22 protein-coding genes are annotated in these 21,841 nt (G+C 71.0%); 9 read left to right on the top strand and 13 right to left on the bottom strand.

Annotated elements, in window-relative coordinates:
• Nucleotides 1-4: 4 nt before the first annotated feature.
• Both IE262_RS10235 and IE262_RS10230 read right to left on the bottom strand, forming a co-directional pair.
• A complete protein-coding gene (locus IE262_RS10235; protein WP_189872998.1) occupies nucleotides 5-643 on the bottom strand; it encodes a DUF1003 domain-containing protein in 639 nt (212 codons plus the stop codon).
• Complete coding sequence (locus tag IE262_RS10230; protein ID WP_189872996.1) at nucleotides 633-1,913, bottom strand: magnesium transporter MgtE N-terminal domain-containing protein; 1,281 nt, start codon at nucleotides 1,911-1,913, stop codon at nucleotides 633-635. The genes IE262_RS10235 and IE262_RS10230 overlap by 11 nt, the downstream gene beginning before the upstream one ends.
• Nucleotides 1,914-2,087: 174 nt before the next feature.
• Here IE262_RS10230 and IE262_RS10225 point away from each other — a divergent pair, with 174 nt between their 5' ends.
• The gene (locus IE262_RS10225) at nucleotides 2,088-2,840 is read left to right on the top strand and encodes a hypothetical protein (RefSeq protein WP_189872994.1); all 753 of its coding nucleotides are present in this window, start codon (nucleotides 2,088-2,090) and stop codon (nucleotides 2,838-2,840) included.
• A gap of 43 nt (nucleotides 2,841-2,883) precedes the next feature.
• Here the strand turns inward: IE262_RS10225 and IE262_RS10220 are convergent, their stop codons facing one another.
• From IE262_RS10220 to IE262_RS10210, 3 genes are all read right to left on the bottom strand, one after another.
• Nucleotides 2,884-3,399, bottom strand: a complete 516-nt coding sequence (locus IE262_RS10220) for a hypothetical protein (protein WP_189872992.1) — start codon at nucleotides 3,397-3,399, stop codon at nucleotides 2,884-2,886.
• A 56-nt stretch (nucleotides 3,400-3,455) separates the two neighbouring features.
• The gene (locus IE262_RS10215; protein ID WP_134029447.1) at nucleotides 3,456-4,568 is read right to left on the bottom strand and encodes a magnesium and cobalt transport protein CorA; all 1,113 of its coding nucleotides are present in this window, start codon (nucleotides 4,566-4,568) and stop codon (nucleotides 3,456-3,458) included.
• Between the two features lie 161 nt (nucleotides 4,569-4,729).
• On the bottom strand, nucleotides 4,730-5,071 hold the full coding sequence (locus tag IE262_RS10210; protein WP_189872991.1) for a hypothetical protein: 342 nt from the start codon (nucleotides 5,069-5,071) through the stop codon (nucleotides 4,730-4,732).
• Between the two features lie 199 nt (nucleotides 5,072-5,270).
• Between IE262_RS10210 and IE262_RS10205 the strand changes: the two genes are divergently transcribed.
• Nucleotides 5,271-5,858: a suppressor of fused domain protein gene (locus IE262_RS10205; RefSeq protein WP_189872988.1), complete on the top strand. Its 588-nt coding sequence runs from the start codon at nucleotides 5,271-5,273 to the stop codon at nucleotides 5,856-5,858.
• Nucleotides 5,859-6,007: 149 nt separating this feature from the next.
• On the opposite strand, the gene IE262_RS10200 is transcribed toward IE262_RS10205, so the two are convergent.
• Nucleotides 6,008-7,264, bottom strand: coding sequence for an MFS transporter (locus tag IE262_RS10200; protein WP_189872986.1), 1,257 nt, complete (start codon nucleotides 7,262-7,264; stop codon nucleotides 6,008-6,010).
• 168 nt (nucleotides 7,265-7,432) lie between these two features.
• Between IE262_RS10200 and IE262_RS10195 the strand changes: the two genes are divergently transcribed.
• From IE262_RS10195 to IE262_RS10185, 3 genes are all read left to right on the top strand, one after another.
• On the top strand, nucleotides 7,433-8,074 hold the full coding sequence (locus IE262_RS10195) for a DUF6758 family protein (RefSeq protein WP_134029455.1): 642 nt from the start codon (nucleotides 7,433-7,435) through the stop codon (nucleotides 8,072-8,074).
• Between the two features lie 190 nt (nucleotides 8,075-8,264).
• Complete coding sequence (locus IE262_RS10190; RefSeq protein WP_134029457.1) at nucleotides 8,265-9,131, top strand: PHP domain-containing protein; 867 nt, start codon at nucleotides 8,265-8,267, stop codon at nucleotides 9,129-9,131.
• A 217-nt stretch (nucleotides 9,132-9,348) separates the two neighbouring features.
• Nucleotides 9,349-10,683, top strand: a complete 1,335-nt coding sequence (locus IE262_RS10185; protein WP_189872984.1) for an MFS transporter — start codon at nucleotides 9,349-9,351, stop codon at nucleotides 10,681-10,683.
• 89 nt (nucleotides 10,684-10,772) lie between these two features.
• Here the strand turns inward: IE262_RS10185 and IE262_RS10180 are convergent, their stop codons facing one another.
• The gene (locus tag IE262_RS10180; protein WP_131571793.1) at nucleotides 10,773-10,925 is read right to left on the bottom strand and encodes a DUF8834 family protein; all 153 of its coding nucleotides are present in this window, start codon (nucleotides 10,923-10,925) and stop codon (nucleotides 10,773-10,775) included.
• A gap of 244 nt (nucleotides 10,926-11,169) precedes the next feature.
• Here IE262_RS10180 and IE262_RS10175 point away from each other — a divergent pair, with 244 nt between their 5' ends.
• On the top strand, nucleotides 11,170-12,075 hold the full coding sequence (locus tag IE262_RS10175; protein ID WP_134029461.1) for an NYN domain-containing protein: 906 nt from the start codon (nucleotides 11,170-11,172) through the stop codon (nucleotides 12,073-12,075).
• 36 nt (nucleotides 12,076-12,111) lie between these two features.
• On the opposite strand, the gene IE262_RS10170 is transcribed toward IE262_RS10175, so the two are convergent.
• Complete coding sequence (locus IE262_RS10170) at nucleotides 12,112-12,984, bottom strand: alpha/beta fold hydrolase (RefSeq protein ID WP_189872982.1); 873 nt, start codon at nucleotides 12,982-12,984, stop codon at nucleotides 12,112-12,114.
• A 175-nt stretch (nucleotides 12,985-13,159) separates the two neighbouring features.
• Nucleotides 13,160-15,517 carry a DEAD/DEAH box helicase gene (locus IE262_RS10165; protein WP_189872980.1) on the bottom strand — a complete coding sequence of 786 codons (2,358 nt, stop codon included), beginning with the start codon at nucleotides 15,515-15,517 and terminating at the stop codon, nucleotides 13,160-13,162.
• Between the two features lie 304 nt (nucleotides 15,518-15,821).
• On the opposite strand from IE262_RS10165, the gene IE262_RS10160 reads away from it, so the two are divergent.
• Nucleotides 15,822-16,589, top strand: coding sequence for a ferritin-like fold-containing protein (locus IE262_RS10160; protein WP_189872978.1), 768 nt, complete (start codon nucleotides 15,822-15,824; stop codon nucleotides 16,587-16,589).
• A gap of 45 nt (nucleotides 16,590-16,634) precedes the next feature.
• On the opposite strand, the gene IE262_RS10155 is transcribed toward IE262_RS10160, so the two are convergent.
• From IE262_RS10155 to IE262_RS10140, 4 genes are all read right to left on the bottom strand, one after another.
• Nucleotides 16,635-16,904, bottom strand: coding sequence for a hypothetical protein (locus tag IE262_RS10155; protein ID WP_134029466.1), 270 nt, complete (start codon nucleotides 16,902-16,904; stop codon nucleotides 16,635-16,637).
• Nucleotides 16,905-17,161: 257 nt separating this feature from the next.
• Entirely contained in the window at nucleotides 17,162-17,389 is a 228-nt protein-coding gene (locus IE262_RS10150; protein WP_181587019.1) for a DUF3107 domain-containing protein, read from the bottom strand.
• Between the two features lie 202 nt (nucleotides 17,390-17,591).
• Nucleotides 17,592-18,233 (bottom strand): TetR/AcrR family transcriptional regulator, encoded by a 642-nt coding sequence (locus tag IE262_RS10145; protein ID WP_134029468.1) that lies wholly within the window; start codon nucleotides 18,231-18,233, stop codon nucleotides 17,592-17,594.
• Between the two features lie 352 nt (nucleotides 18,234-18,585).
• Nucleotides 18,586-18,801, bottom strand: coding sequence for an Rv3202a family protein (locus IE262_RS10140; protein ID WP_134029470.1), 216 nt, complete (start codon nucleotides 18,799-18,801; stop codon nucleotides 18,586-18,588).
• 269 nt (nucleotides 18,802-19,070) lie between these two features.
• On the opposite strand from IE262_RS10140, the gene IE262_RS10135 reads away from it, so the two are divergent.
• Together IE262_RS10135 and IE262_RS10130 are read left to right on the top strand one after the other, a co-directional pair.
• A complete protein-coding gene (locus tag IE262_RS10135; protein WP_189872976.1) occupies nucleotides 19,071-20,261 on the top strand; it encodes an alpha/beta fold hydrolase in 1,191 nt (396 codons plus the stop codon).
• Between the two features lie 65 nt (nucleotides 20,262-20,326).
• The gene (locus tag IE262_RS10130) at nucleotides 20,327-21,655 is read left to right on the top strand and encodes a DUF3152 domain-containing protein (RefSeq protein ID WP_444545230.1); all 1,329 of its coding nucleotides are present in this window, start codon (nucleotides 20,327-20,329) and stop codon (nucleotides 21,653-21,655) included.
• Nucleotides 21,656-21,841 lie beyond the last annotated feature (186 nt).

Genomic DNA, 21,841 nt, shown 5'->3' with positions numbered 1-21,841 from the left:
CCCGTCAGCGGTCGTCCACGTCACGTCCGCCGTCCGGCTCGGCCGGGAATACGCGGCGGCCTCCGTCACCGGGGCCGTGGCCGCGTTCGTCGCCGGGTCCGTTCGCCCGGTGACCGTCCAGATCCCTGACGACGTCCTGGAGTTCGGAGCGGATCCAGTCCCGGGTGGCGACCTCGCCGAGGCCCATCCGCAGGGCCGCGACCTCCCGCGTCAGATACTCCGTGCCCGCGATCGACCGCTCGTTCTGCTGGCGGTCCTGTTCGAGGTTGACCCGGTCGCGGTCGGCCTGGCGGTTCTGCGCGAGGAGGATCAGGGGCGCGGCGTACGAGGCCTGGAGCGACAGCGCCAGGGTCAGGAGGATGAACGGGTACCTGTCGAAACGCAGATGGGCGGGCATGGCCACGTTCCACCCCACCCACAGGACGACGACGACCGTCATCCAGACGATGAACCGTCCGGTGCCGATGAACCGCGCGATCCGCTCGGACAGCTTCCCGAAGGCCTCCGCGTCCCACTCCGGCACCAGCCTCCGGCGACGCGCGAGTGGTTGGTCGAGGCGGGCGCGGGCGCTGGCCGTGGCGCCGGCGGGCGTGCGCTCACGGGCGGCGTGGGCGCGCTCGCGTCCCTCGCGCTCAGGAGGCATGCGTGTTCGCCCCCTCGTTCAGATGGAACTCCGTCTCCCGCCAGTCCTCCGGCAGCATGTGGTCGAGCACGTCGTCCACCGTCACCGCACCCAGCAGCGAGCCGCTCTCGTCCACGACGGGCGCCGCGACCATGTCGTACGTCGCGAAGAACCCGGCCACGACGGGCAGCGGAGCCTCGGGGCCGAGTGTCTGGAGGGAGTCGTCGAGGAGCGCGCTGACCAGGGTGTACGGCGGGTCGCGCAGCAGCCGCTGGAAGTGGACGGTCCCCAGGTACTTCCCGGTCGGGGTCTCGTCCGGCGGACGGCACACGTACACCTGGGCGGCGAGCGCGGGGGACAGGTCGGGGTTGCGGACGCGGGCGAGCGCGTCGGCGACCGTCGCGTCGGGCCGCAGCACGATGGGCTCGGTGGTCATCAGCCCGCCGGCGGTCTTCTCCTCGTACGCCATGAGTCTGCGCACGTCGGCGGCCTCGTCCGGCTCCATCAGCGTCAGCAGCCGCTCCTTGTCCTCCTCCGGGAGCTCGGAGAGCAGGTCGGCGGCGTCATCCGGATCCATGGCCTCCAGGACGTCCGCGGCCCGCTCCTCCTTGAGCTTGCCGAGGATCTCGACCTGGTCGTCCTCCGGCAGCTCCTCCAGTACGTCGGCGAGGCGGTCGTCGTCGAGGGCGGAGGCGACCTCGACGCGGCGCTTGGCGGACAGATGGTGCAGCACGTTGGCGAGGTCCGCGGGCTTCAGCTGCTCGAAGGTGGCGAGCAGACTCTCCGCACCCTGCCCGTGCTCCTCCAGTGAGAACCCCGTGACGGCGGACCACTCGACGGTGAGCGTCTCTCCCCGGCTGCGCCGGAAGGCGCCGCTCCTCCCCTTCCGTACGAAGACACGGTCGATCTCCCACTCCCGGCGGGCGGGCAGCTGCTGCACGGAGATGTCGAGGACCGTCACCTCCTCCCCGGTCTCCACGAGCCGTACCCGCCGGTCGAGGAGCTCACCGAGGACCAGCCGCTCGGTGGGCCGCTGCTCGAACCGGCGGACGTTCAGCACTCCTGTGGTGATGACCTGCCCCGACTCGATGCCGGTGACCCGGGTCATGGGCAGGAAGATGCGGCGCCGGGTCGTCAGCTCCACGACCAGCCCCAGCAGTCGTGGGGGTTTGCGGCCGACACGGAGCATGGCGACGAGGTCGCGGACACGGCCCACCTGGTCTCCGTTGGGGTCGAAGACGGCGATACCGGAGAGGTGGGAGACGAAGATCCGGGGCACGCCGGCCGCCATGTGTCACGCCTCCGTTTCATGCGGGAATGTCCACCTGGATGGGCTTCAGGCTAGCCCGTCCCGGTCGGATACGCCCTGGTGAGCACCGCGGACGGACTGCCTCCGAGGGGCGCGCGGGGCCCCGGTACGCTGCGGTACGCAGTTGAGTGCCCCCGTACGAGAGGTGTCCCGCCTGTGACTGTGATCCCCCGTACCCGAAGGGGCGCGATGGTCGGCGCGATCTGTGCGCTGGTGGTGGCCGGGTCCGGGTTGACAGGGTGCGCCGAGGAGGACCCCGACGCGGGCACGAACGGGCTCGGGAAGCTGTCGGCCGCCAAGATCCAGAGCCGGACGGCGGCGGCGGCGAAGTCGGCGGACACGGTGCGGCTGTCCGGGACCGTGGTGAGCAAGGGCCGCACGTACAGGCTGGACATGCGGCTAGCCGAGGACGGCGGTACGGGCTCGGTGACGTCGGAGGGCTCGACGTTCCGGCTGCTGCGGGTCGGAGAGCACCTGTTCCTGAAGGCCGACAAGGAGTTCTGGGAGCACGAGGACGACAAGGGGAGCGACAGCAAGTCCGACACGGCGGCCGCGGACAAGCTGGAAGGGATGTATGTGAAGGTACCGACGGGCGACCCGTCGTACCGGCGCTTCAGCGGTTTCACGGACAAGGACGTCCTGCTGGACGGCCTGTTGACGCTGCACGGCACCCTCGCGACGGCCGGGCGCCACGAGCAGGGCGGCCTCCGCACGATCCGCATCACCGGCGACGACGGCTCCGGCGGCACCCTCGACGTGTCCCTGGAGGGCACCCCGTACCCCCTCCGCCTCGTCCGGGCGGGCGACGCGGGCACCATCCGCCTCAGCGACTGGGACAAGCGGTTCCCCTTGGAGGAACCCTCGGAGGACGAAGTCGTGGACTACGGCAAACAGCTGCCGTCGTCGTAGGGATGCCCACCGCGCTCCTCCAGGGGCGCGGCCGCACATACACCTAGCGCTTGCGTTTTTTGAGCAGCAGGCGGGGGAGCCCGGCGGGTATGGGTCGACGAGTGACAGCCGGACTCGGAAGTGGTGCCGCAGCCAGCGAAGAGTCGGGCAGCGGTACCGTCGCTCCTGTCGGCTCCAGGCGGAGCACCCGGCACTCGCGCGACCAGCGCTCGGGCATGGCCTCCCCGTCGGGGGCGTTCAGACGCTTGCCCTTCAGCTCGGCGACCGCGGCCTCCCAGGCGGGGGACCCCGGCGCGAGCTCGGTGACCTTCGCCGTCCATGTGGTCAGGCGGCCGCCCTTGTCCTTGCTGCGGACGGTCACGACCGCCTCGGCGCCGTCCACCAGGCCCGGCAGTGGCTGCTCGCCCGGCCCGTCGCCGACCACGCACGCCGCGCCCTCGTGCCAGACGTGCCACAGGGCGCGGGACGGCGCGCCGGTGCCCTGGACCCAGATGAGCCCGGACTTCTTGGTGGCCTCCTCGACCAGGGCCCGGTCGAGCAGCGTGTCGGTGACGGTCATGGGGAAAGCCTAACGAGCGCCACCGACAGCGCCACCGACAGTGCGGAGGCCCACGCTCACAGCCAGCCGTTGCGCTTGAGTGTGCGGTGGATGCCGAAGCAGAGGGCCACGGTGACGCTCAGCACCAGCGGGTAGCCGTACTTCCAGTGCAGCTCCGGCATGTAGTCGAAGTTCATGCCGTACACCCCGCACACCATCGTCGGCACGGCGATGATCGCGGCCCACGACGTGATCTTGCGCATGTCCTCGTTCTGCGCCACCGAGGCCTGCGCCAGGTTCGCCTGGAGGATCGAGTTGAGCAGCTCGTCGAAGCCGAGGACCTGCTCCTGGACCTGGGTGAGGTGGTCGGCCACGTCCCGGAAGTACTTCTGGATGTCCGGGTCGATCAGCCGCATCGGGCGCTCGCTCAGCAGCTGCATCGGCCGCACCAGGGGCGACACCGCGCGCTTGAACTCCAGCACCTCGCGCTTGAGCTGGTAGATCCGGCTCGCGTCGGTACCGCGTGGCGTGCCCTTGCGGCCCGGGGAGAAGACCTCCGTCTCCACCTCGTCGATGTCGTCCTGCATGGCCTCCGCCACCGCGATGTACCCGTCCACGACGTGGTCCGCGATGGCGTGCAGCACCGCCGAGGGTCCTTTGGCCAGCAGCTCCGGGTCCTCCTGCAGCCGGTGCCGCAGCGCCCGCAGGGACCCCTTCCCGCCGTGCCGCACGGTGATGAAGAAGTCCCGTCCGGTGAAGCACATGACCTCGCCGGTCTCGACGATCTCGCTGGACGCGGTCAGCTCGTCGTGCTCCACGTAGTGGACGGTCTTGAAGACCGTGAACAGCGTGTCGTCGTACCGCTCCAGCTTCGGCCGCTGGTGGGCGTGGACCGCGTCCTCCACGGCCAGCGGGTGCAGCCCGAACTCGGCCGCGATGTCGGCGAACTCGGCCTCGGTCGGCTCGTGCAGGCCGATCCACACGAACCCTCCGTCCCGGCGCACCTGACGGATCGCCTCATGCGGCGTCAGGTTCCGGTCGGCGGTGAGGCGTTCGCCGCCTCGGTAGACGGCGCAGTCCACGACCGCCGAGTTGTTCTCGGCCGTGTGCGCGGTGGTGTACGCCGTGCCGTTCTTGCGCAGCGACGGACGGGGGCGGACCGCGGCACGCAGGTCACGGATCATCGACATGGCAGTCTCCTTCGTGACGAAAGGCCGTCGGCGGCGGTTGGAACTGCCCGGAATGGGGACGTCCTGACAAGGCGTCTCCCCGCCCTTGAGGCAGGGAATGATGTTTGGCACGTCCACAAAGCGGGGAGCACCGCACCGTCGCGGTGGCAGCTTCGCTTGATTCAGATCAAGGCAGTCAAGACAGTCGAGGCAGTCAGGACAGCCAAGGCAGATCGAGGCAGATCAAGAAAGATCGACAGATCGGACGGATCGAAGGAAACGACGAGATCTGGCTCGGGTGCGGTTTCGAGCTGGGTCTGCGGCGTCCGGTCGATCGGCCCGATCAGGAAGATCAGGCGGAATGACGTGCTCTTCCGTGGTGCACCGGCGACACGGCAGCGGATGTGACGCGGGTGCGGGAGGCAGCGGCCGACGGAGCGACAGCCAGAGCCGGAGTTACGGAACGCGATGGCCGGAAGAGCGGGTGGTACTGCACGGTCGACTTCGGTCCATTGCAGCCCCACCTCCTCCGGCCGGTCCCCCGTAGGGGACGATCCAATCCCGGGCCCCTCGGGGCCCCGGTCCCCGTAGGGGAAGTTTCAGCGGGTCGAGGCTTGACAGCGACGCTTCGGCGTGCTGCCCCGACCGGGGCTCAAGAATAACAGCAGCCCTCGGAGTCAAGGCGCCGCTTTGCCCTTCGCTGACGAGTTCTATGCTCGGCTCATGGCCGATGTTCTTCCTTTGGTGGAAGCCCGTTTGCGTTCTGCGCTGGGCGAACCGGACGCGCGCGCCGCGGTGACCTTCCTGGGCGCGGATCGCATCGAGGTGCTCCGTTTCACAGAGGACGACATCGTCCGCTACGCCACGCTCGGCATGTCCGCCCAGCCGATGGCCGACCCGACCGCCGTTGTCGCCGACCTGGTCAGGGGCCCGCGCGCCGAGCTGGTCCTTACGGTCCGGCGCGGCGCCGGCGCCGACACCGACAAGGTGCTCCGCCCGCTCGCCGTGCTCGCCGCGTCCCCGCAGGTGGAGGGTGTGGTGGTGGCCCCCGGGGCCTCGCTCGACGTGGGTGGGCCGCTGTGGCCCGGGGCCCCGTTCACGTCCGTCCTGGTGGCCGAGTCCGGCGGCCTGGTGGAGGACCTGGAGCTGGACGCGCCGGCCGAGCCCGTGCGCTTCCTGCCGCTGCTGCCGATGACTCCGAACGAGGCAGCCTGGAAGCGCGTCCACGGAGCCCAGGCCCTCCAGGAGCGCTGGCTCGCCGACGGCACGGACCTGCGCGACCCGTCCCGGCGGCCGGTGTCCCTGGGCTGACTCTGGGCTGACCGTGGCATGTGGCCGAAAACGGCCCCTGTGCCGGTCAGTTGACCGCTGACGGTTGGTCGGCGGAGCTGGAGTGCCCGGGTTCGTGTGTCTGCCGTATCTGCCTGTCTGCCTGTCTGTGCGTCTGCGTGTCTGCCGTCTCAGTCGGCGAAGACGGTGACGCCGTCCTCCTTGGCGTGCTGCGGCTGGTGCTCCTCCGCTTCCTTCGTGAGCGCCTTCCGCCGTACGAGGACGACGAGGGCGCCCGCCACCGCCGTCGCCGCGGCGACCACGAAGGGAACGTGGACGTCGGTCCACCCCTCGATCTTCGGCGCGAAGTACGGGGCGGCGGCCGCCGCGAACCACCGCACGAAGTTGTACCCGGCGCTGGCCACGGGCCGCGGCGCGTCCGAGACGCCCAACGCCAGCTCCGTGTAGACGGTGTTGTTCACGCCGATGGCCGCGCCCGACACAACGGTGCAGACGACGGCGGTGGCGTGGTCGCCGTACCCGAGGACCAGTACGTCCGCGGCGAGCAGCAGCAGCGAACCTCCCAGCACCCGCAGTGAACCGAACCGCTCCTGGAGCCGCGGCGCCACGATCACCGAGAACACCGCGAGCAGCACGCCCCAGCAGAAGAACACCGCCCCCGACCGGTACGGGCTCATGTCGAGCACGAACGGTGTGAAGGCCAGCACGGTGAAGAAGGTGTAGTTGTAGAAGAACGCCGAGACCGCCGCCGAGGCGAGACCCCCGTGGCCGAGTGCCTTGACCGGGTCGAGCAGTCCCGTCTTCCGCGCGGGCCGCGGCTGCTCCTTCAGGAACGCCGTGATGCACAGGAACCCGACCGCCATCAGGAACGCGGTGCCGAAGAACGGGTACCGCCAGCTCGCGTCCCCGAGCAGCGCGCCCAGCAGCGGCCCGCACGCCATGCCGAGGCCCAGGGCCGACTCGTACAGCAGGATCGCGGCGGCGCTGCCACCGGCCGCCGCGCCGACGATGACCGCGAGCGCCGTGGACACGAACAGCGCGTTGCCGAGCCCCCATCCGGCGCGGAAGCCCACCAGTTCGCCGACCGATCCCGAGGTGCCGGACAGGCCCGCGAAGACCACCACGAGCGCGAGACCGAGCAGGAGGGTCTTCCGGCCGCCGATGCGGCTGGAGACGAAGCCGGTCACCAGCATCGCGATGGCGGTGATCAGGAAGTACGAGGTGAAGAGCAGCGAGACCTGACCCGCTGTCGCGTCGAGGCCCTTGGCGATGGACGGCAGGATCGGGTCGACGAGTCCGATGCCCATGAAGGCGACGACGGACGCCCCGGCGGTCGCCCAGACGGCCTTCGGCTGCCGCAACACCCCGCCCGCTCCGGCGTCGAGCGCGTCCGGCCCGGCGTGCCTGGCGGGATCTCCTGTACTCATGTCTGCTCCTCTCTGCCCCTTCAGCGCCACGGGATCGTTGGTGCATGCACATATTAAGTTAGAGTGGCTAATTAATGCAAACTACATCTAATTTCCCCGGGCGGTCGGGCCGCTCCGGACGGTGATCGTCCTTGACGCGAGCAAGGACGGGTAGGACCGTTGGGCCCTATGAGGGGCGAACCCAGTTGCCCGAAGTGCGGTGGCCGGGTCAGGGCTCCCGGACTCTTCTCCGACTCCTGGCAGTGTGACGTGCACGGAACCGTGCATCCGCTGCAGCCCGTGATCCCGCCCAGCGTCGAGGCCCTCAGCGTCGTGGTGCGCCGTGCCCAGGTGCCGGTGTGGATGCCGTGGCCGCTGCCGGTCGGCTGGCTGTTCACCGGGGCGGCCTTCGCGGGGGACGAGCGCAGCGGCGGTCGCGGGACCGTCGTGGCCTGCTCCGGGCCGGGTCCGCTCGGCGGGGTGGGGGAGCTGGTGCTCGTCGCCGAGGAACTCGGCGTCGGGCTCGGCGCACGGTACGCGGGAATCGACGGACCCGACCCCGGCCCGTACCTGAACGTCGAGAAGCCGCCCCAGGCCAAGGTGCTGGCCGTCGGCCGCCCGACCCCGCTTTGGCATGTCTCCGGCACCCCCGACGACCGGGCCGTCTTCGCCGGCGAGGCGCGCGGCCTGTGGCTGTGGGCGATCGTGTGGCCCGAGACGACGGGGCTGCTGATGTACGACGAACTGGTGCTGACCGATCTGCGGGACGCGGGGGCGGAGGTCGATCTGCTGCCGTGTGGGGCCTTGTCGCCGCGCATCCTGGAGCCGTAGGACTCCGCCGGGTTGGGCGGTCGGGGTTGGTGGGTGCCGGGGTTTCGTGGGTGCCGCGGGTTTCGTGGGTGGTTGGGCTCGGTTCTTGAGTGCGGGGTGTTGCGGGCTGGTCGTTGTGGGCTGGTCGCGCCCGCGCGGCGGAAGGTTATCCTTGAGCGATCCCGCTTCGTCGTCGCCTGGAGTTCGTGTCGTGCGTATCGATCTGCACTGCCACTCCACGGCTTCCGACGGTACGGACACCCCGGCCGAGCTGGTGCGGAACGCGGCCGCCGCCGGGCTGGACGTCGTCGCGCTGACCGATCACGACACCACCCGTGGGTACGCCGAGGCGATCGCGGCGGTGCCCGAGGGGCTCACGCTGGTCACCGGTGCCGAGCTCTCCTGCCGCATCGACGGTGTGAGCATGCACATGCTGGCGTACCTCTTCGACCCCGAGGAGCCCGAGCTGCTCGCCGAGCGCGAGCTCGTCCGGGACGACCGGGTGCCGCGGGCCCACGGCATGATCGCCAAGCTGAACGAGCTGGGCGTACCCGTGACCTGGGAGCAGGTCGCCCGGATCGCTGGAGACGGGTCGGTCGGGCGCCCCCACGTCGCCACCGCCCTCGTCGAACTCGGCGTCGTACCGACCGTGGGCGACGCCTTCACCGCCGACTGGCTGGCCGACGGCGGCCGGGCCTTCGTCGAGAAGCACGAGACCGACCCCTTCGAGGCGATCCGGCTGATCAAGGGCGCGGGCGGGGTCGCCGTCTTCGCGCACCCGGGCGCCGCCAAGCGGGGCCGTACCGTGCCGGAGTCCGCGATCGCCAAGATGGCCGCCGCCGGGCTCGACGGCATCGAGGTCGACCACATGGACCACGAGCCGGAGACCCGGGCGCGGTTGCGCGAACTGGCGGGCGAGCTGGAGCTGCTCACCACGGGCTCCTCGGACTACCACGGCAGCCGCAAGACCTGCGTGCTCGGCGAGTACACGACGGATCCCGAGGTGTACGGCGAGATCACGCGACGGGCGACCGGGGCCTCCCCGGTGTCCGGGACCGGCGGGGGCCACTCTTTCTGAAGCCCTTCCGCTGACCGTCCGGGTGCGGAGGTGGCCGCGTCCGGGGCCGGGTCCGGGCGGGTGCACAACGTCTGGTTGTGGCGGTCGGCCGGACGGTTGTTTGATCAGGTGCCGCGCCGAGCGCTTTGCTGTCGCTCGTCGACCGGCCGACCGGCCAAGCAGTCGACCGGTCGATGCGAGGTCGTGCGGGTGCGGCGGCGGTGGGGGTGTGCTGGGCGTGGGCGCCAGACGGTCGCTGGGGCGGCGGTTCGGGTGGCTGTGGGCGGCGTACGCGGTCAGTACGTTCGGCACCCGGCTCGCGTTCGACGCGTTCCCCCTGATCGCGGTTCTGGTGCTGCACGCCGGGCCCATGGAGGTGTCGGCGCTCGCCGCCGCGGGACTGGCGGTGGGGGCGGTGCTGGCGGTGTCGCTCGGCCCGTGGGTGGAGGCGCGCCGCAAGCGACCGGTGATGATCGGGATGGACCTGGTCCGGTTCACGGCGTTGCTGAGCGTCCCCGCCGCGTTCGCGCTCGGCCTGCTGAGCTTCGTCCAGCTCGTGGTCGTGTCGGTCGTGGTCGCCGCGGCCGACATCACCTTCAACGCGGCCGCCGGCGCCTGCCTGAAGGCACTGGTACGGCCGGAGGACCTGCTCGTGGCGAACGGGAGGTTCGAGGCCACGAGCTGGACCGCCACCATGCTCGGACCGCCGCTCGGCGGGGCCGCGATCGGGGTGTTCGGCCCGGTGATGACCGTGGTGGCCGACGCGGTGAGCTATCTGCTCTCCGCGATGGGCATCCGTGCGATCGGTGGCGGGGAGCCGCGACCCGTACGTACCGGCAGGGCGGCCGATAAGTGGGAGCAGGCCGACAGGGCGGAGCAGGCAGGGAAGGCCGGGAAGGCGCAGAAGAAGGCTGAGAAGGAGGAGTCGCGGCTACGCGCCGGTGAACTCCTCGACGGCTGGCGCCACATCCTGGCCGACCCCACGCTGCGCCCGCTGTTCCTCAACACCGTCCTGGTCAACGGCCTGATCATGGCCACCGCGCCGCTCCTCGCCGTGCTCATGCTCGGCCACCTGGGGTTCGCGCCCTGGCAGTACGCACTCGCCTTCTCCGCGCCCTGCGTCGGCGGGCTGATCGGCTCACGACTGGCCCCTCCGCTCGTCGCGCGGTTCGGGCGGCACAGGGTCATGCTCACCGCCGGAACGCTGCGCGCGTGCTGGACGCTCGGGCTGGCCTTCGTCGGTCCCGGCACCGCGGGTCTCGTCCTCGTCATGGCCGTCGAGCTGGGGCTGATCACCTCCGTCGGCGTGTTCAACCCGGTGTTCACCACCTGCCGGCTCGAACGGACGGCGACGGAACGCGTCACCCGCGTCCTCACCGCGTGGTCGGTCACCGGCAAGGCCACCATCGCGGCCCTGACCGCCCTGTGGGGCCTGCTGGCCGGCCTCGTCGGCACCCGGACGGCGGTCGGGATCGCGGGCGTCCTCCTCCTGGCCACTCCGCTCCTGCTCCTTCGAGTCGGCCACGGGTACGCACAGAGCCCCGTACGGAATCGATGCCGTACGGGGCTCTGAAGCCTGGGAAGGTCCGCTGTCCGCGTGACGCGGCTACGGTTACGAGGTACGAGGTACGAGGTACGAGGTACGAGGTACGAGATACGAGGTTACGAAGCGGTTGTTTCGGCTGGGCGGATCCAGAGACGCTGCCCGGTGGCCGCGGCCTGCTGAACGATCCGGTTGACGGAGGCGGCGTCCACGACGGTGCTGTCCACGGGCGTACCGTCGACATCGTCGAGTCGCATGATTTCGAAGCGCATGGCTTCTCCCTTCGTCTGGTCATCCTCCTGAGGAGAACTACTGATGGTGAACGCGGGGCGTGCGTGCCCAGCGTTCTCTACTGAGTCAACGCGATGCATGGTTTCAAACATTCCCTACGCTAAGGAAAATTTTCGAGTACCTAAGTACTCACCCGTGAGCGGGCTCTCGCGGAGCGAATGTCCGTCAGGTGGAGAAGACTGATTGGGACCGGTTGTGTTCGCAGCGTGACCGCCGGGACAATGGATGCATATGAACGACGACGACCTCACGGCGCTCGGCGCCCGCATCGACCGAACGAACGAGCTGCTCCAGCGCATGCTCGCCGAGGTGGCGAAGACGCCCTCGACGCATGCGATCTTCGTCGACGCGGGCTACCTCTACGCGGCCGCGGGGCGTCTCGTCGCCGGAACGGAGGACCGGCGGTCCTTCGACCTGGACGCCGAGGGCCTGATCGACGCGCTCATCGACCGGGCGCGCACGATCTTCGCCGACAGCCGGCTGCTGCGGGTGTACTGGTACGACGGAGCGAGACGCCGCATCCACACGGCGGAGCAGCAGTCGATCGCGGAACTGCCGGACGTGAAGGTCCGGCTCGGCAACCTCAACGCGAACAACCAGCAGAAGGGTGTCGACTCCCTGATCCGTACCGACCTTGAGTCCCTGGCCCGCCACCGGGCCATCAGCGACGCGGCGCTCCTCGGCGGGGACGAGGACCTGGTGTCGGCGGTCGAGGCGGCCCAGGGCTACGGGGCGCGGGTCCACCTGTGGGGCATTGAGGCGCCCGAGGGCCGCAACCAGGCGGAGCCGCTGCTCTGGGAGGTCGACAGCCAGCGGACGCTCGACCTCGACTTCTTCAAGCCGTACGTGTCACGGCGGGCCGCCCCCACGTACGACGCCACGGCCGCAGCCCGGCCGACCCGTGAGGACGTCCGCTTCGTGGGCGCCCAGATCGCGGCGAAGTGGCTGGCGGCACGGGGCCGGGAGACGGTGGGGGAGCTGCTGCCCGGGCATCCCTATCTGCCGGGGTCCGTGGACCAGGACCTGCTGGTCGAGGCCGAGGGGCTGTTGCAGTACTCGCTGCGGGGACAGGCCGATCTGCGGCGGGCGCTGCGGGACGGCTTCTGGGAGCACTTGCAGGCTCAGTACTGAGTCCCCCTAGCCCCTAGCCCTTGACCGTGATGCTGTTCAGTCCCTGACCGTAATGCTGTCCCAGAACTCGACGAAGGCCCGGGCCGTTGCCTCCGGCTGGTCCGCGTTGGGGGAGTGTTCGGCTCCCTGGATGACGGTGCGGTGGGCGTGGAGCCGTACGGCCATGTCGTCGAGGAGGGGGAGCGGCCAGGTGTCGTCCCGTTCGCCGGAGAGGACGTGGACCGGGAGCCGGAGCGCGGCCAGTTCGGCGACGCGGTCGGGTTCCGTGCAGAGCTGGCGGCCCGTGGCGATGAGCTGGGCCGGGCTGTTGCCGAGCCAGCGGTGGCGCAGGGCGGCACGGTCCTCCAGCCCGTTGTCGAGAGCCGGTGTGTCGGTCTCCTCGGGGGGCTCCATGGCCTGGATGGTGTCCCACACCTGCGCCATGTCCATCACGGCGAGAACGTCTCGCAGCAGCTTCACGCGTTGCTGCTGCGAGGCCGAGATCTGGGCCGGACCCGAGGACACGAGGGTGAGAGAGGCGAAGGGGGCCGGATCGAGCAGTACGGCGGCACGGGCGATCTGACCGCCGAGGGAGTGACCCACGAGGTGTACGGGGGTGTCGCTGACCGCGGCGACCTGGGCGAGGACGTCCTGCGCCAACTCGGCCTGGGCGTATGGGGACGCGTCGTCCCTGGGCCCGGGGGTCTCGTACTGGCCGCGGCCGTCCACGGCGATGGTCCGGTAGCCGGCGGCCGCGAGGGGCTGGTGGAGGGCGATGAAGTCCTCCTTGCTGCCGGTGAACCCCGGAAGGAGCAGGGCGGTGCCCTTCTCGGCCGTACCCGCCTCGATCACGGCGAATTCCCCCCGGGAGGTACGCAGACGGTGCGCTCGCGCGCCGGGGGGCGGGGCAAAGGTGGCGGGACGGCTCATGGGGGGAGGTTATAGGCGTGGGGACGGCGTTCGCATCGGGGTGCGGCCCTGAAGGGGCGCGCGAAGTCGGGAACCCGGTCGGGAACTTGGCGGCAATTCGGCCCGCAAATTGGCTGATGGCCCCGCCCCCGGAAGGGGACCGGGCCATCAGCCGGCAGCTGTCAGGCCGCTGTGGTCACGCGTCCGTGACCTCCGCGGCGGCCGTGGCCTTCCGCGTACGTCGCCGGGGCTTCGCCTCGGCGGCCTCGTCGCCTGCCTGGGCCGGGACCGCAGGCTCAGCGGCGGCGGCCTTCCGCGTACGGCGCCGCGGTTTCGTCTCCGTGGCCTCCTCCACCGCGTCCACCACCGGCTCGGCGGCAGCCGCGGCCGTGGCCTTGCGGGTCCGTCGCCGGGGCTTGACCTCGGCCGCCTCGGTGGCCTCGCCGGCCTCGGCCGTCCGCGCCGGGATCTCCGTCTCGGCGGTGGTGGCCGCGGTCTTGCGGGTGCGGCGGCGGGGCTTGCTCTCCGTGGCTTCGGCCGTGTTCAAGGTGGCTTCAGCGGCGGTTTCGGCCGGGGCTTCGGCCGGGGCTTCGGCTGGGGCCTCGGCGGTGGTGGCCGCGGTCTTGCGGGTGCGGCGGCGGGGCTTGCTCTCCGCGGCTTCGGCCGTGTTCACGGCTGTTTCGGCGGCGGCCTCGGCCGGGGCTTCGGCGGCGGCTGCCGCCTTGCGCGTGCGGCGGCGGGGCTTGGTCTCGGCGGGTTCGGAGGGGGCCAGAGCCGTCTCGGTGGCCTCAGCCGTGTCCACCGCTGCCTCCGCCGTGTCCACCGCTGCCTCGGCGGCCGCCGTCGTCCTGCGGGTGCGACGGCGCCGCTTCGGGGTTTCCGCGGCATCGCCCGGCTCCGTCGGAGCAACCGCCTCGGTGGTCACCGGGGCGGTCGGTTCCTGGACGGCCGACTGGTCCGCGGGGACGCCGGCGCGGGTGCGGCGACGGCGGCGCGGGGTGCGGGGCTCCGTAGGCTCTGGGGAGACTGCGGAGCCCGTGGCGTCCGTGGCGTCCGTCGAGTCCGTGGGGGCCTCGGAGGCCGGGGACTCCAGCGGGGCGCCGGCGCGCGTACGGCGGCGGCGTCGGGGCGTACGGGCCGGGCGGTCCTCGGCGGGCCGCGGGCTCCGGCCGCGCGGACCGCGGGCGCCCGTCTCGCCCAGGTCCTCCAGCTCCTCCGCCTCCAGGCCCGCGCGGGTGCGCTCGGCGCGGGGGAGGACCCCCTTGGTGCCTTCGGGGATGCGGAGTTCCTCGAACAGGTGCGGGGACGTGGAGTAGGTCTCCGGCGGGTCGTTGAAGGTGAGCTCCAGCGCTTTGTTGATCAGCTGCCAGCGCGGGATGTCGTCCCAGTCGACCAGGGTGATGGCGGTGCCCGACGCTCCGGCGCGGCCCGTGCGGCCGATGCGGTGGAGGTAGGTCTTCTCGTCCTCGGGGGACTGGTAGTTGATGACGTGCGTGACACCCTCGACGTCGATGCCGCGGGCCGCCACGTCCGTGCAGACCAGGACGTCCACCTTGCCGTTGCGGAAGGCCCGCAGGGCCTGCTCGCGGGCGCCCTGGCCGAGGTCGCCGTGGACCGCGCCGGAGGCGAACCCGCGGCGCTGGAGCTGCTCGGCGATGTCCGCGGCCGTGCGCTTCGTACGGCAGAAGACCATGGCCAGGCCACGGCCCTCGGCCTGCAGTATGCGGGCGACCATCTCCGGTTTGTCCATGGAGTGCGCGCGGTAGACGTGCTGCGCCGTGTTCGCGACCGTCGCGCCCTGGTCGTCCGGAGCCGTGGCCCGGATGTGCGTGGGCTGTGACATATAGCGACGGGCCAGACCGATGACCGCGCCCGGCATGGTGGCCGAGAAGAGCATGGTCTGGCGCTTGGCCGGAAGCATGTTGATGATCTTCTCGACGTCGGGCAGGAAGCCCAGGTCGAGCATCTCGTCGGCCTCGTCGAGCACCAGACACCGTACGTGCTTGAGATTGAGCTTCTTCTGGCCGGCGAGGTCCAGCAGCCGGCCCGGGGTGCCGACGACCACGTCGACGCCCTGCTTGAGCGCCTCGACCTGGGGCTCGTACGCGCGGCCGCCGTAGATCGCCGTGACGCGTACGTTGCGGACCTTGCCCGCGGTCAGCAGGTCGTTCGTGACCTGGGTGCAGAGCTCGCGGGTGGGGACGACGACGAGAGCCTGCGGGGCGTCGGTGAGGTCCTCGGGCCGGGCGCGGCCGGCCTCGACGTCGGCGGGGACGGTGACGCGCTCCAGGAGCGGGAGGCCGAAGCCCAGCGTCTTGCCGGTGCCGGTCTTGGCCTGGCCGATGACGTCGGTGCCGGAGAGGGCCACCGGGAGCGTCATCTCCTGGATGGGGAAGGGGGAGGTGATGCCGACGGCTTCCAGGGCCTCGGCGGTCTCGGGGAGGATCCCGAGTTCTCGGAACGTCGTAGTCAGGGTGCTGCCTCTTCTGTGTGGGCGGCGCGAGGCGAGCGCGGGGGTCGTGTCGGACCGTGCCGGGGACGTCGGCCGCCTCACGGGCTGGCCGTGGGGCACGGGACCACTGCCGACGCTCTAGCGCTCGAACCGCTGAGGGTCCCTCCGGATTCCGTACACACAGTGCCGTACGACCCGGGAGGGCTGTCGGGTCGGAGCCGATCGGGCCACCGACCGGGCATCCTCATTCGTGCGGCCCGTCGGATATTCGGCGGGCGCTTTACCACCATACCCCGGAATCGCGCATATGCGATGGCCGATTTGGTCACGAGGTGGTCGTCACAGTGATGGAGCAGTGATTGATCAGTCACGTACGCCACTCGCCGGGCGGGCTATTGTGCGCTGCATGACGACGTCTGACAGGCCTGATCACGCTGCCGACACTGCCTCCGAGACCTCCGCCGGAACCCCCGAGCAGACCGGGGTCGCCGCCCAGAACTGGGAGCGGGCCTCCGCGGACCCGCAGTACCGCGCCGCGGTCGTGGACCTGCTCGGAGCGCTCGCGTACGGGGAGCTGGCGGCGTTCGAGCGGCTCGCGGAGGACGCCAAGCTGGCTCCGACGCTGGCGGACAAGGCCGAGTTGGCCAAGATGGCGTCGGCGGAGTTCCACCACTTCGAGCAGCTGAGGGACCGGCTCGCCGAGATCGGCGAGGAGCCGACGCAGGCGATGGAACCGTTCGTCGCCGCGCTCGACGGCTTCCACAAGCAGACGGCGCCCTCGGACTGGCTGGAGGGCCTGGTCAAGGCCTACGTCGGCGACTCGATCGCCAGCGACTTCTACCGTGAGGTCGCCGCTCGCCTCGACTCGGACACGCGCGGGCTCGTGCTCGCCGTGCTCGACGACACGGGGCACGGCGGCTTCGCCGTCGAGAAGGTGCGCGCCGCGATCGACGCCGACCCGCGTGTGGGCGGGCGGCTCGCGCTGTGGGCGAGGCGGCTGATGGGTGAGGCGCTGTCGCAGTCCCAGCGGGTGGTCGCCGACCGGGACGCGCTGTCGACCATGCTCGTCGGCGGGGTCGCGGACGGGTTCGACCTCGCCGAGGTCGGCAAGATGTTCTCGCGGATCACTGAGGCGCACACGAAGCGGATGGCCGCACTGGGCCTCGCGGCCTAGTACTCAGAGCCCCCGGTGTCCTGGTGTCCTGGTCGGCGGTCGGCCTTATGCCGTCGCCGACCTTCGCCGAAATCTCTCCGCGGGGCGGAGCAGCAGGGACAGCGAGGCCACGGAGACGATCAGCGCGCCGGTGAGGATGACCAGGAGGTGCCCGGCTCCCAGCGCACTGTTCATGAGGAACGCGCCGAAGAGCGCCCCGGCGACACCGGTCGGCAGGACCAGGGTGCGGGACGGCAGGCGGTGCGGCAGTCGGTGGAGCGCCGCCCAGGCAAGGGCCAGACCGAGGAGCGCGGAGCCGAGCGCTTCCAAGAACATGATGGTTCCCTCCCGCACGGCCATGAGCAGATCATCGGTCGTAGCCCGTCCTACCCCTGGCCTGCCCGGGACAATCATCGTTTGTGGGGGAGATGTGCTCCATCTGTGCAGTTCAGGCCCGGACGGAGTAGCGCAAGGACAGAGGAGTGAAGCAAGCACAAGGAAGGGGCTCGGTGGCGAGTCATCGCCACCGAGCCCCTTCCTTGTGCTTCCCGTGCTTGCCGCGTACGCGTGCGTACCGCCGGCGCTCCCGCGTGTCAGAGCGCGCTGAAGCCCACCTTGCGTGCGGTGGGCTCGCCGATCTCCACGTACGCCAGGCGGTCGGCCGGAACCAGGACCTTGCGGCCGTGGTCGTCCACGAGGCTCAGCAGCGGCGACTTGCCGGACAGCGCCTCGGACACCGCGTGCTCGACCTCCTCGGCACTCTGACCGCTCTCCAGAACGATCTCGCGGGGCGCGTGCTGCACGCCGATCTTGACCTCCACGGCTATGTCCCTCCGACGGTCAGTGAAGTGCGCGGCCGTCCGCGCCGTACCCAGCACACATTAGCCCGGTGAGGGGACGTACATCGGCCGACCAAGAACGCCAGGAGCGAACAGGGCACGGGAACAAAGAAGGACGCGAACAAAGAACCGTACGGCCCCGGCACGGCACACGGTGGCGGGTGTCAGTGGGCGTCGGTGGGTGTCAGTGGTGCTCGCTGCCGTGCAGGGGGAACCCGGCGATGCCCCGCCAGGCCAGCGAGGCCAGCAACTGGACCGCCTGCTCGCGCGGCACGCTGCGGTCGCTGTGCAGCCAGGAGCGCGCCACCACCTGGGCGAGACCACCGAGGCCCGAGGCGAGGAGCATCGATTCCGCCCGCGACAGGCCCGTGTCCTCGGCGATGACGTCGCAGATGGCCTCGGCGCACTCGTTCGTGACCTTGTCGACGCGCTCGCGCACGGCGGGCTCGTTCGTCAGGTCCGACTCGAAGACCAGCCGGAAGGCGCCGCCCTCGTCCTCGACGTACGCGAAGTACGCGTCCATCGTGGCCCGTACGCGCTGTTTGTTGTCGGTCGTGGACTCCAGTGCTCTGCGGACCGCCTGGATCAGGGCCTCGCAGTGCTGGTCCAGCAGGGCGAGGTACAGGTCGAGCTTGCCCGGGAAGTGCTGGTAGAGCACCGGCTTGCTGACGCCGGCACGTTCGGCGATGTCGTCCATCGCGGCCGCGTGGTAGCCCTGGGCCACGAAGACCTCCTGGGCGGCGCCCAGGAGCTGGTTGCGTCGGGCTCGGCGCGGCAGGCGAGTGCCCCGCGGGCGTGCCGCCTCTGTCTGCTCGATGGCTGTCACGCCGCCTCCCAAAATCGTCCACATGCGGTGTGCGCCGCGCCGCCATCGTACTTTTCGGTAACCCCGGTGTGCGCGGTGCCAGCGCAGAATTTCATGGACCGTACGCGGGAGGAAATGGCGCCGAGCGCATCAAACAGGGGTGAGGCGGGTAGACCGGCGCACTGCCCCGCCCTCCGCGCGTTCCGGATTCCCGTCATCAGTACCTCCCGGGCCGGCGGTGCGCCCTGCCGTCCGCCCTGCCGGTTCGCTTCCCGGCTCCGTCGCCGGGTGGACTCGGCCGTGGCATCTTCCGTCGGGGTGGGGGCGGGCGCGTCTTCCTGTCGGCGGTTGTCCCGTCACCGGTAATCGTCCGTCACCGGTAATCGTCCTCGTCCAGTTCGACGACCCGCGCCTGCTCGACGCGGTCGGCCTCGTTGGCGCTGTCCGGGTCCACGCCGGTCAGCGGGTCGTCGCGGTGCGGCGCGAGGTCCGCGTGCTGCTCGGCGGCGTCGGCCTCGGGAGCCTCGACGTCGAACTCGGTGTCGTTCGGCTCGCCGAGGGTCTCGGGGTCGGTGGGGTCGACGGTCATGCTGGGCTCCCTTCCCGGAACACCCTTGAGCTTCCTGGAGAAACAGGGGTCATGCGCGGGTACCCTGCGTACGAGCCTAGGAGACACGCGATGGCGGCGCTATGCGATCCGCCTGCGGCTTTGTGCGGTCTGCCTGCGGCCTTGTGCGGTCCCGGACGACCGCCGTACGACTCCCCGGCGTGCCATGGGGACTAACGTCCCTACCGGCAACGGGTGTCTGTGATGGCGAACACATGAGCCACTGCGTGATCGTCTCGTAACATTGCCGCATGTCTTCGACCGAGTTGCCGTCCGCGCTGGCCGCCACCGTCACACCGAAGGCGAGCCCGGTGCGGGTCGCGGCCGGGGAGCGGCTGCGGTCGGTCGGGCTGCCGGGGGTCACGCTGACCGTACGGTCGAGACCGCCTGCGCGGGACGGGCTGCCGCCCGCCCTGTACGTGCACGGTCTGGGCGGTTCCTCGCAGAACTGGTCGGCGCTGATGCCGCTGCTCGACGGTCTGGTCGACAGCGAGGCGCTCGATCTGCCCGGCTTCGGGGACTCCCCACCGCCGGACGACGGCGACTACTCGGTCACCGGGCACGCGCGCACGGTGATCCGTCATCTCGACGCGGCCGAGCGCGGGCCCGTGCACCTCTTCGGGAACTCGATGGGCGGCGCGATCGCGACCCGGGTCGCGGCCGTACGCCCCGATCTGGTCCGCACCCTTACCCTGGTTTCGCCCGCGCTGCCCGAGATCCGTGTGCAGCGGACCGCGGTGCCCACGGCGCTGCTGGCCCTGCCCGGGGTGGCCCGGCTGTTCACACACTTCACCCGGGACTGGACCGCCGAGCAGCGCGTACGGGGGACCACGGCACTGTGCTACGGCGACCCCGGGCGTGTGACGCCGGAGGGATTCCGCAACGCGGTGGAGGAGATGGAGCGGCGGCTGCAGATGCCGTACTTCTGGGATGCGATGGCGCGGTCGGCACGCGGGATCGTGAACGCGTACACCCTGGGCGGCCAGCACAACCTCTGGCGCCAGGCCGAGCGGGTCCTCGCGCCCACGCTCCTCATCTACGGCGGCCGTGACCAACTCGTCTCCTACCGCATGGCCCAGCGCGCGGCCCGCACCTTCCGCGACTCCCGCCTGCTGTCCTTGCCGGACGCCGGGCACGTGGCGATGATGGAGTATCCGGAGGCGGTGGCCACGTCGTTCCGGGAACTGCTCGCGGAGACGAGGGAGCTGAGCGGTTCGTTGGACGAGAGCGGGGCGGCCTCCGGCGCGGAGGGTTCGACCTCCGGGAGGGACGGTTTCGGTACGGACGGGTCCGGTGTGGACAGGTTCGGTACGGACGGGTCCGGTGCGGACAGGTCCGGTACGGACGGGGCCGGTAGGGGCAGGTTCGGTACGGACGGGGCCAGTGGGAACAGGTTCGGTACGGGCGAACCCGGCACAGGCGTCCCGGGCGCGGGGGGTTGAGGCGCGGCGTGGGACGACACAGCCGCAAGGGACGGCCCGCCAAGGGCGGGGCAACCGAGGCGCCAGTGGCCCCAGTACCGTCGGTGCCAGGGGCGACCGACACGCCTGTGCGCGGGACAGCCAGCCGCCTGGACGGCACACCGGACGGCACACCCGCGCAGGGAGTGCCCCGATTCGCCGACGGCGCCCCCTCCCGTGGGGCGCCGCGCGTGTACGACGGGACGCCCGCGCAGGGGGTGCCGCGTTTCCCCGACGGCACGCCGGCGCATGGCACGCCCCAGGTGAGAGGCGGACACCCCGAGCAGCGTGAACAGGGTGGAGGCTGGGGGAAGTTCGCCGCCGCGGGCCCCCCGCAGGCCATGCCGCAGGGGGCGCCGGCCGGGTACGCGGATCCGCGCATACCGCGACAGCGACAGCAGCCGGGCCCCGGCCGGGGGTCGGAGTCCGGGGAAGGGCGGCCCGACACTCCCGGTTCTGGTCCGGGGCCGGGACCAGGACCGCGGCAGGCCTATCTCGATGCCTTCGAGGAGGCCGACGAGGCCGACGCGGCGCGGACGGGCGAGGCGCCGGAGGCCGGGAAGGGCAAGGGAGGCAAGGGGCGGACGTTCGCCGGGATCGCGGCCGCCGCGGTCACCACCGTGCTGGCCGTCGTCGTGGCCGGACAGGTCACCGCCGGTCGTGACGGTGCGTCCGTGCAGTCGCAGGCCGACCGGGGCGGTGACCGCGATGCCCGCGACCCCGCCTCTGGGAGCGACGCCCGGCCCCGACAGTCCGGGACACCGAGCGCGACTCCGCTCACGTACGACGAGAAGATGGGCCAGCGGTACCCGCTCGCCGCCGACCTTGAGGGGAACGGGAAGTTCCAGGCGGTCATGGGCTTCGACCGGGCACCGGGCACGGGTCAGAAGTACCGGTACCGCGTCGACGTCGAGGAGGGACTCGGCCTCGACCCGGAGTTGTTCGCGCAGGCCGCGCAGAAGACCCTGAACGACGACCGGAGCTGGGCCGGCAACGGAGGCCGCACTTTCGAGCGGATCTCCTCCGGCAAGCCGGACTTCGTGATCACGCTGGCCAGTCCGGGCACCACCGCCGACTGGTGCGCCAAGTCGGGCCTCGACACGACCGTCGACAACGTGTCCTGCGACTCCGCCGCCACCGAACGCGTGATGATCAACGCCTACCGCTGGGCGCAGGGCTCCAAGACGTACGGCGACAAGATGTACGAGTACCGGCAGATGCTGATCAACCACGAGGTCGGTCACCGCCTCGGCTACGGCCATGTGACCTGCGACAAGGACGGCGAGCTCGCTCCCGTCATGCAGCAGCAGACGAAGTTCCTGGAGCGTGACGGGATCCGCTGCCGGGCCAACCCCTGGCCGTTCCCGGGGAACTGAGCCTCCAGCAGGCGGACCGCCGGCCCGGTGCCGCGCTCCCCGGCGAGGCGTGGCCAAGGGGCAAGACCTGGCGGCACACCGCTGCTTGATTCTTGATTCCTTAGCGCGACAAAACGCTACGCACGCGCGAAAGTCACGACCGTTCACCCCTTTTGGTGGCGCGGCGGACAACCGTCCGTCGCGCCA

Origin of the sequence: Streptomyces bluensis, assembly GCF_014650715.1 — a bacterium.
GTDB lineage: Bacteria > Actinomycetota > Actinomycetes > Streptomycetales > Streptomycetaceae > Streptomyces > Streptomyces bluensis.
Note: the sequence above shows the minus strand (reverse complement) of the source record. Positions and strands in the feature narration are given on the sequence as shown.

Excerpts from the sequence above, each read along its gene's own strand:
- IE262_RS10205 (WP_189872988.1), top strand. The coding sequence starts at position 5,271 with ATGGCCGATGTTCTTCCTTTGGTGGAAGCCCGTTTGCGTTCTGCGCTG.
- IE262_RS10215 (WP_134029447.1), bottom strand. The coding sequence starts at position 4,568 with ATGTCGATGATCCGTGACCTGCGTGCCGCGGTCCGCCCCCGTCCGTCG.
- IE262_RS10140 (WP_134029470.1), bottom strand. The coding sequence starts at position 18,801 with ATGACCGTCGACCCCACCGACCCCGAGACCCTCGGCGAGCCGAACGAC.
- IE262_RS10160 (WP_189872978.1), top strand. The coding sequence starts at position 15,822 with ATGACGACGTCTGACAGGCCTGATCACGCTGCCGACACTGCCTCCGAG.
- IE262_RS10135 (WP_189872976.1), top strand. The coding sequence starts at position 19,071 with ATGTCTTCGACCGAGTTGCCGTCCGCGCTGGCCGCCACCGTCACACCG.
- IE262_RS10195 (WP_134029455.1), top strand. The coding sequence starts at position 7,433 with ATGAGGGGCGAACCCAGTTGCCCGAAGTGCGGTGGCCGGGTCAGGGCT.
- IE262_RS10235 (WP_189872998.1), bottom strand. The coding sequence starts at position 643 with ATGCCTCCTGAGCGCGAGGGACGCGAGCGCGCCCACGCCGCCCGTGAG.
- IE262_RS10180 (WP_131571793.1), bottom strand. The coding sequence starts at position 10,925 with ATGCGCTTCGAAATCATGCGACTCGACGATGTCGACGGTACGCCCGTG.
- IE262_RS10220 (WP_189872992.1), bottom strand. The coding sequence starts at position 3,399 with ATGACCGTCACCGACACGCTGCTCGACCGGGCCCTGGTCGAGGAGGCC.
- IE262_RS10175 (WP_134029461.1), top strand. The coding sequence starts at position 11,170 with ATGCATATGAACGACGACGACCTCACGGCGCTCGGCGCCCGCATCGAC.
- IE262_RS10155 (WP_134029466.1), bottom strand. The coding sequence starts at position 16,904 with ATGTTCTTGGAAGCGCTCGGCTCCGCGCTCCTCGGTCTGGCCCTTGCC.
- IE262_RS10170 (WP_189872982.1), bottom strand. The coding sequence starts at position 12,984 with ATGAGCCGTCCCGCCACCTTTGCCCCGCCCCCCGGCGCGCGAGCGCAC.
- IE262_RS10200 (WP_189872986.1), bottom strand. The coding sequence starts at position 7,264 with ATGAGTACAGGAGATCCCGCCAGGCACGCCGGGCCGGACGCGCTCGAC.
- IE262_RS10230 (WP_189872996.1), bottom strand. The coding sequence starts at position 1,913 with ATGGCGGCCGGCGTGCCCCGGATCTTCGTCTCCCACCTCTCCGGTATC.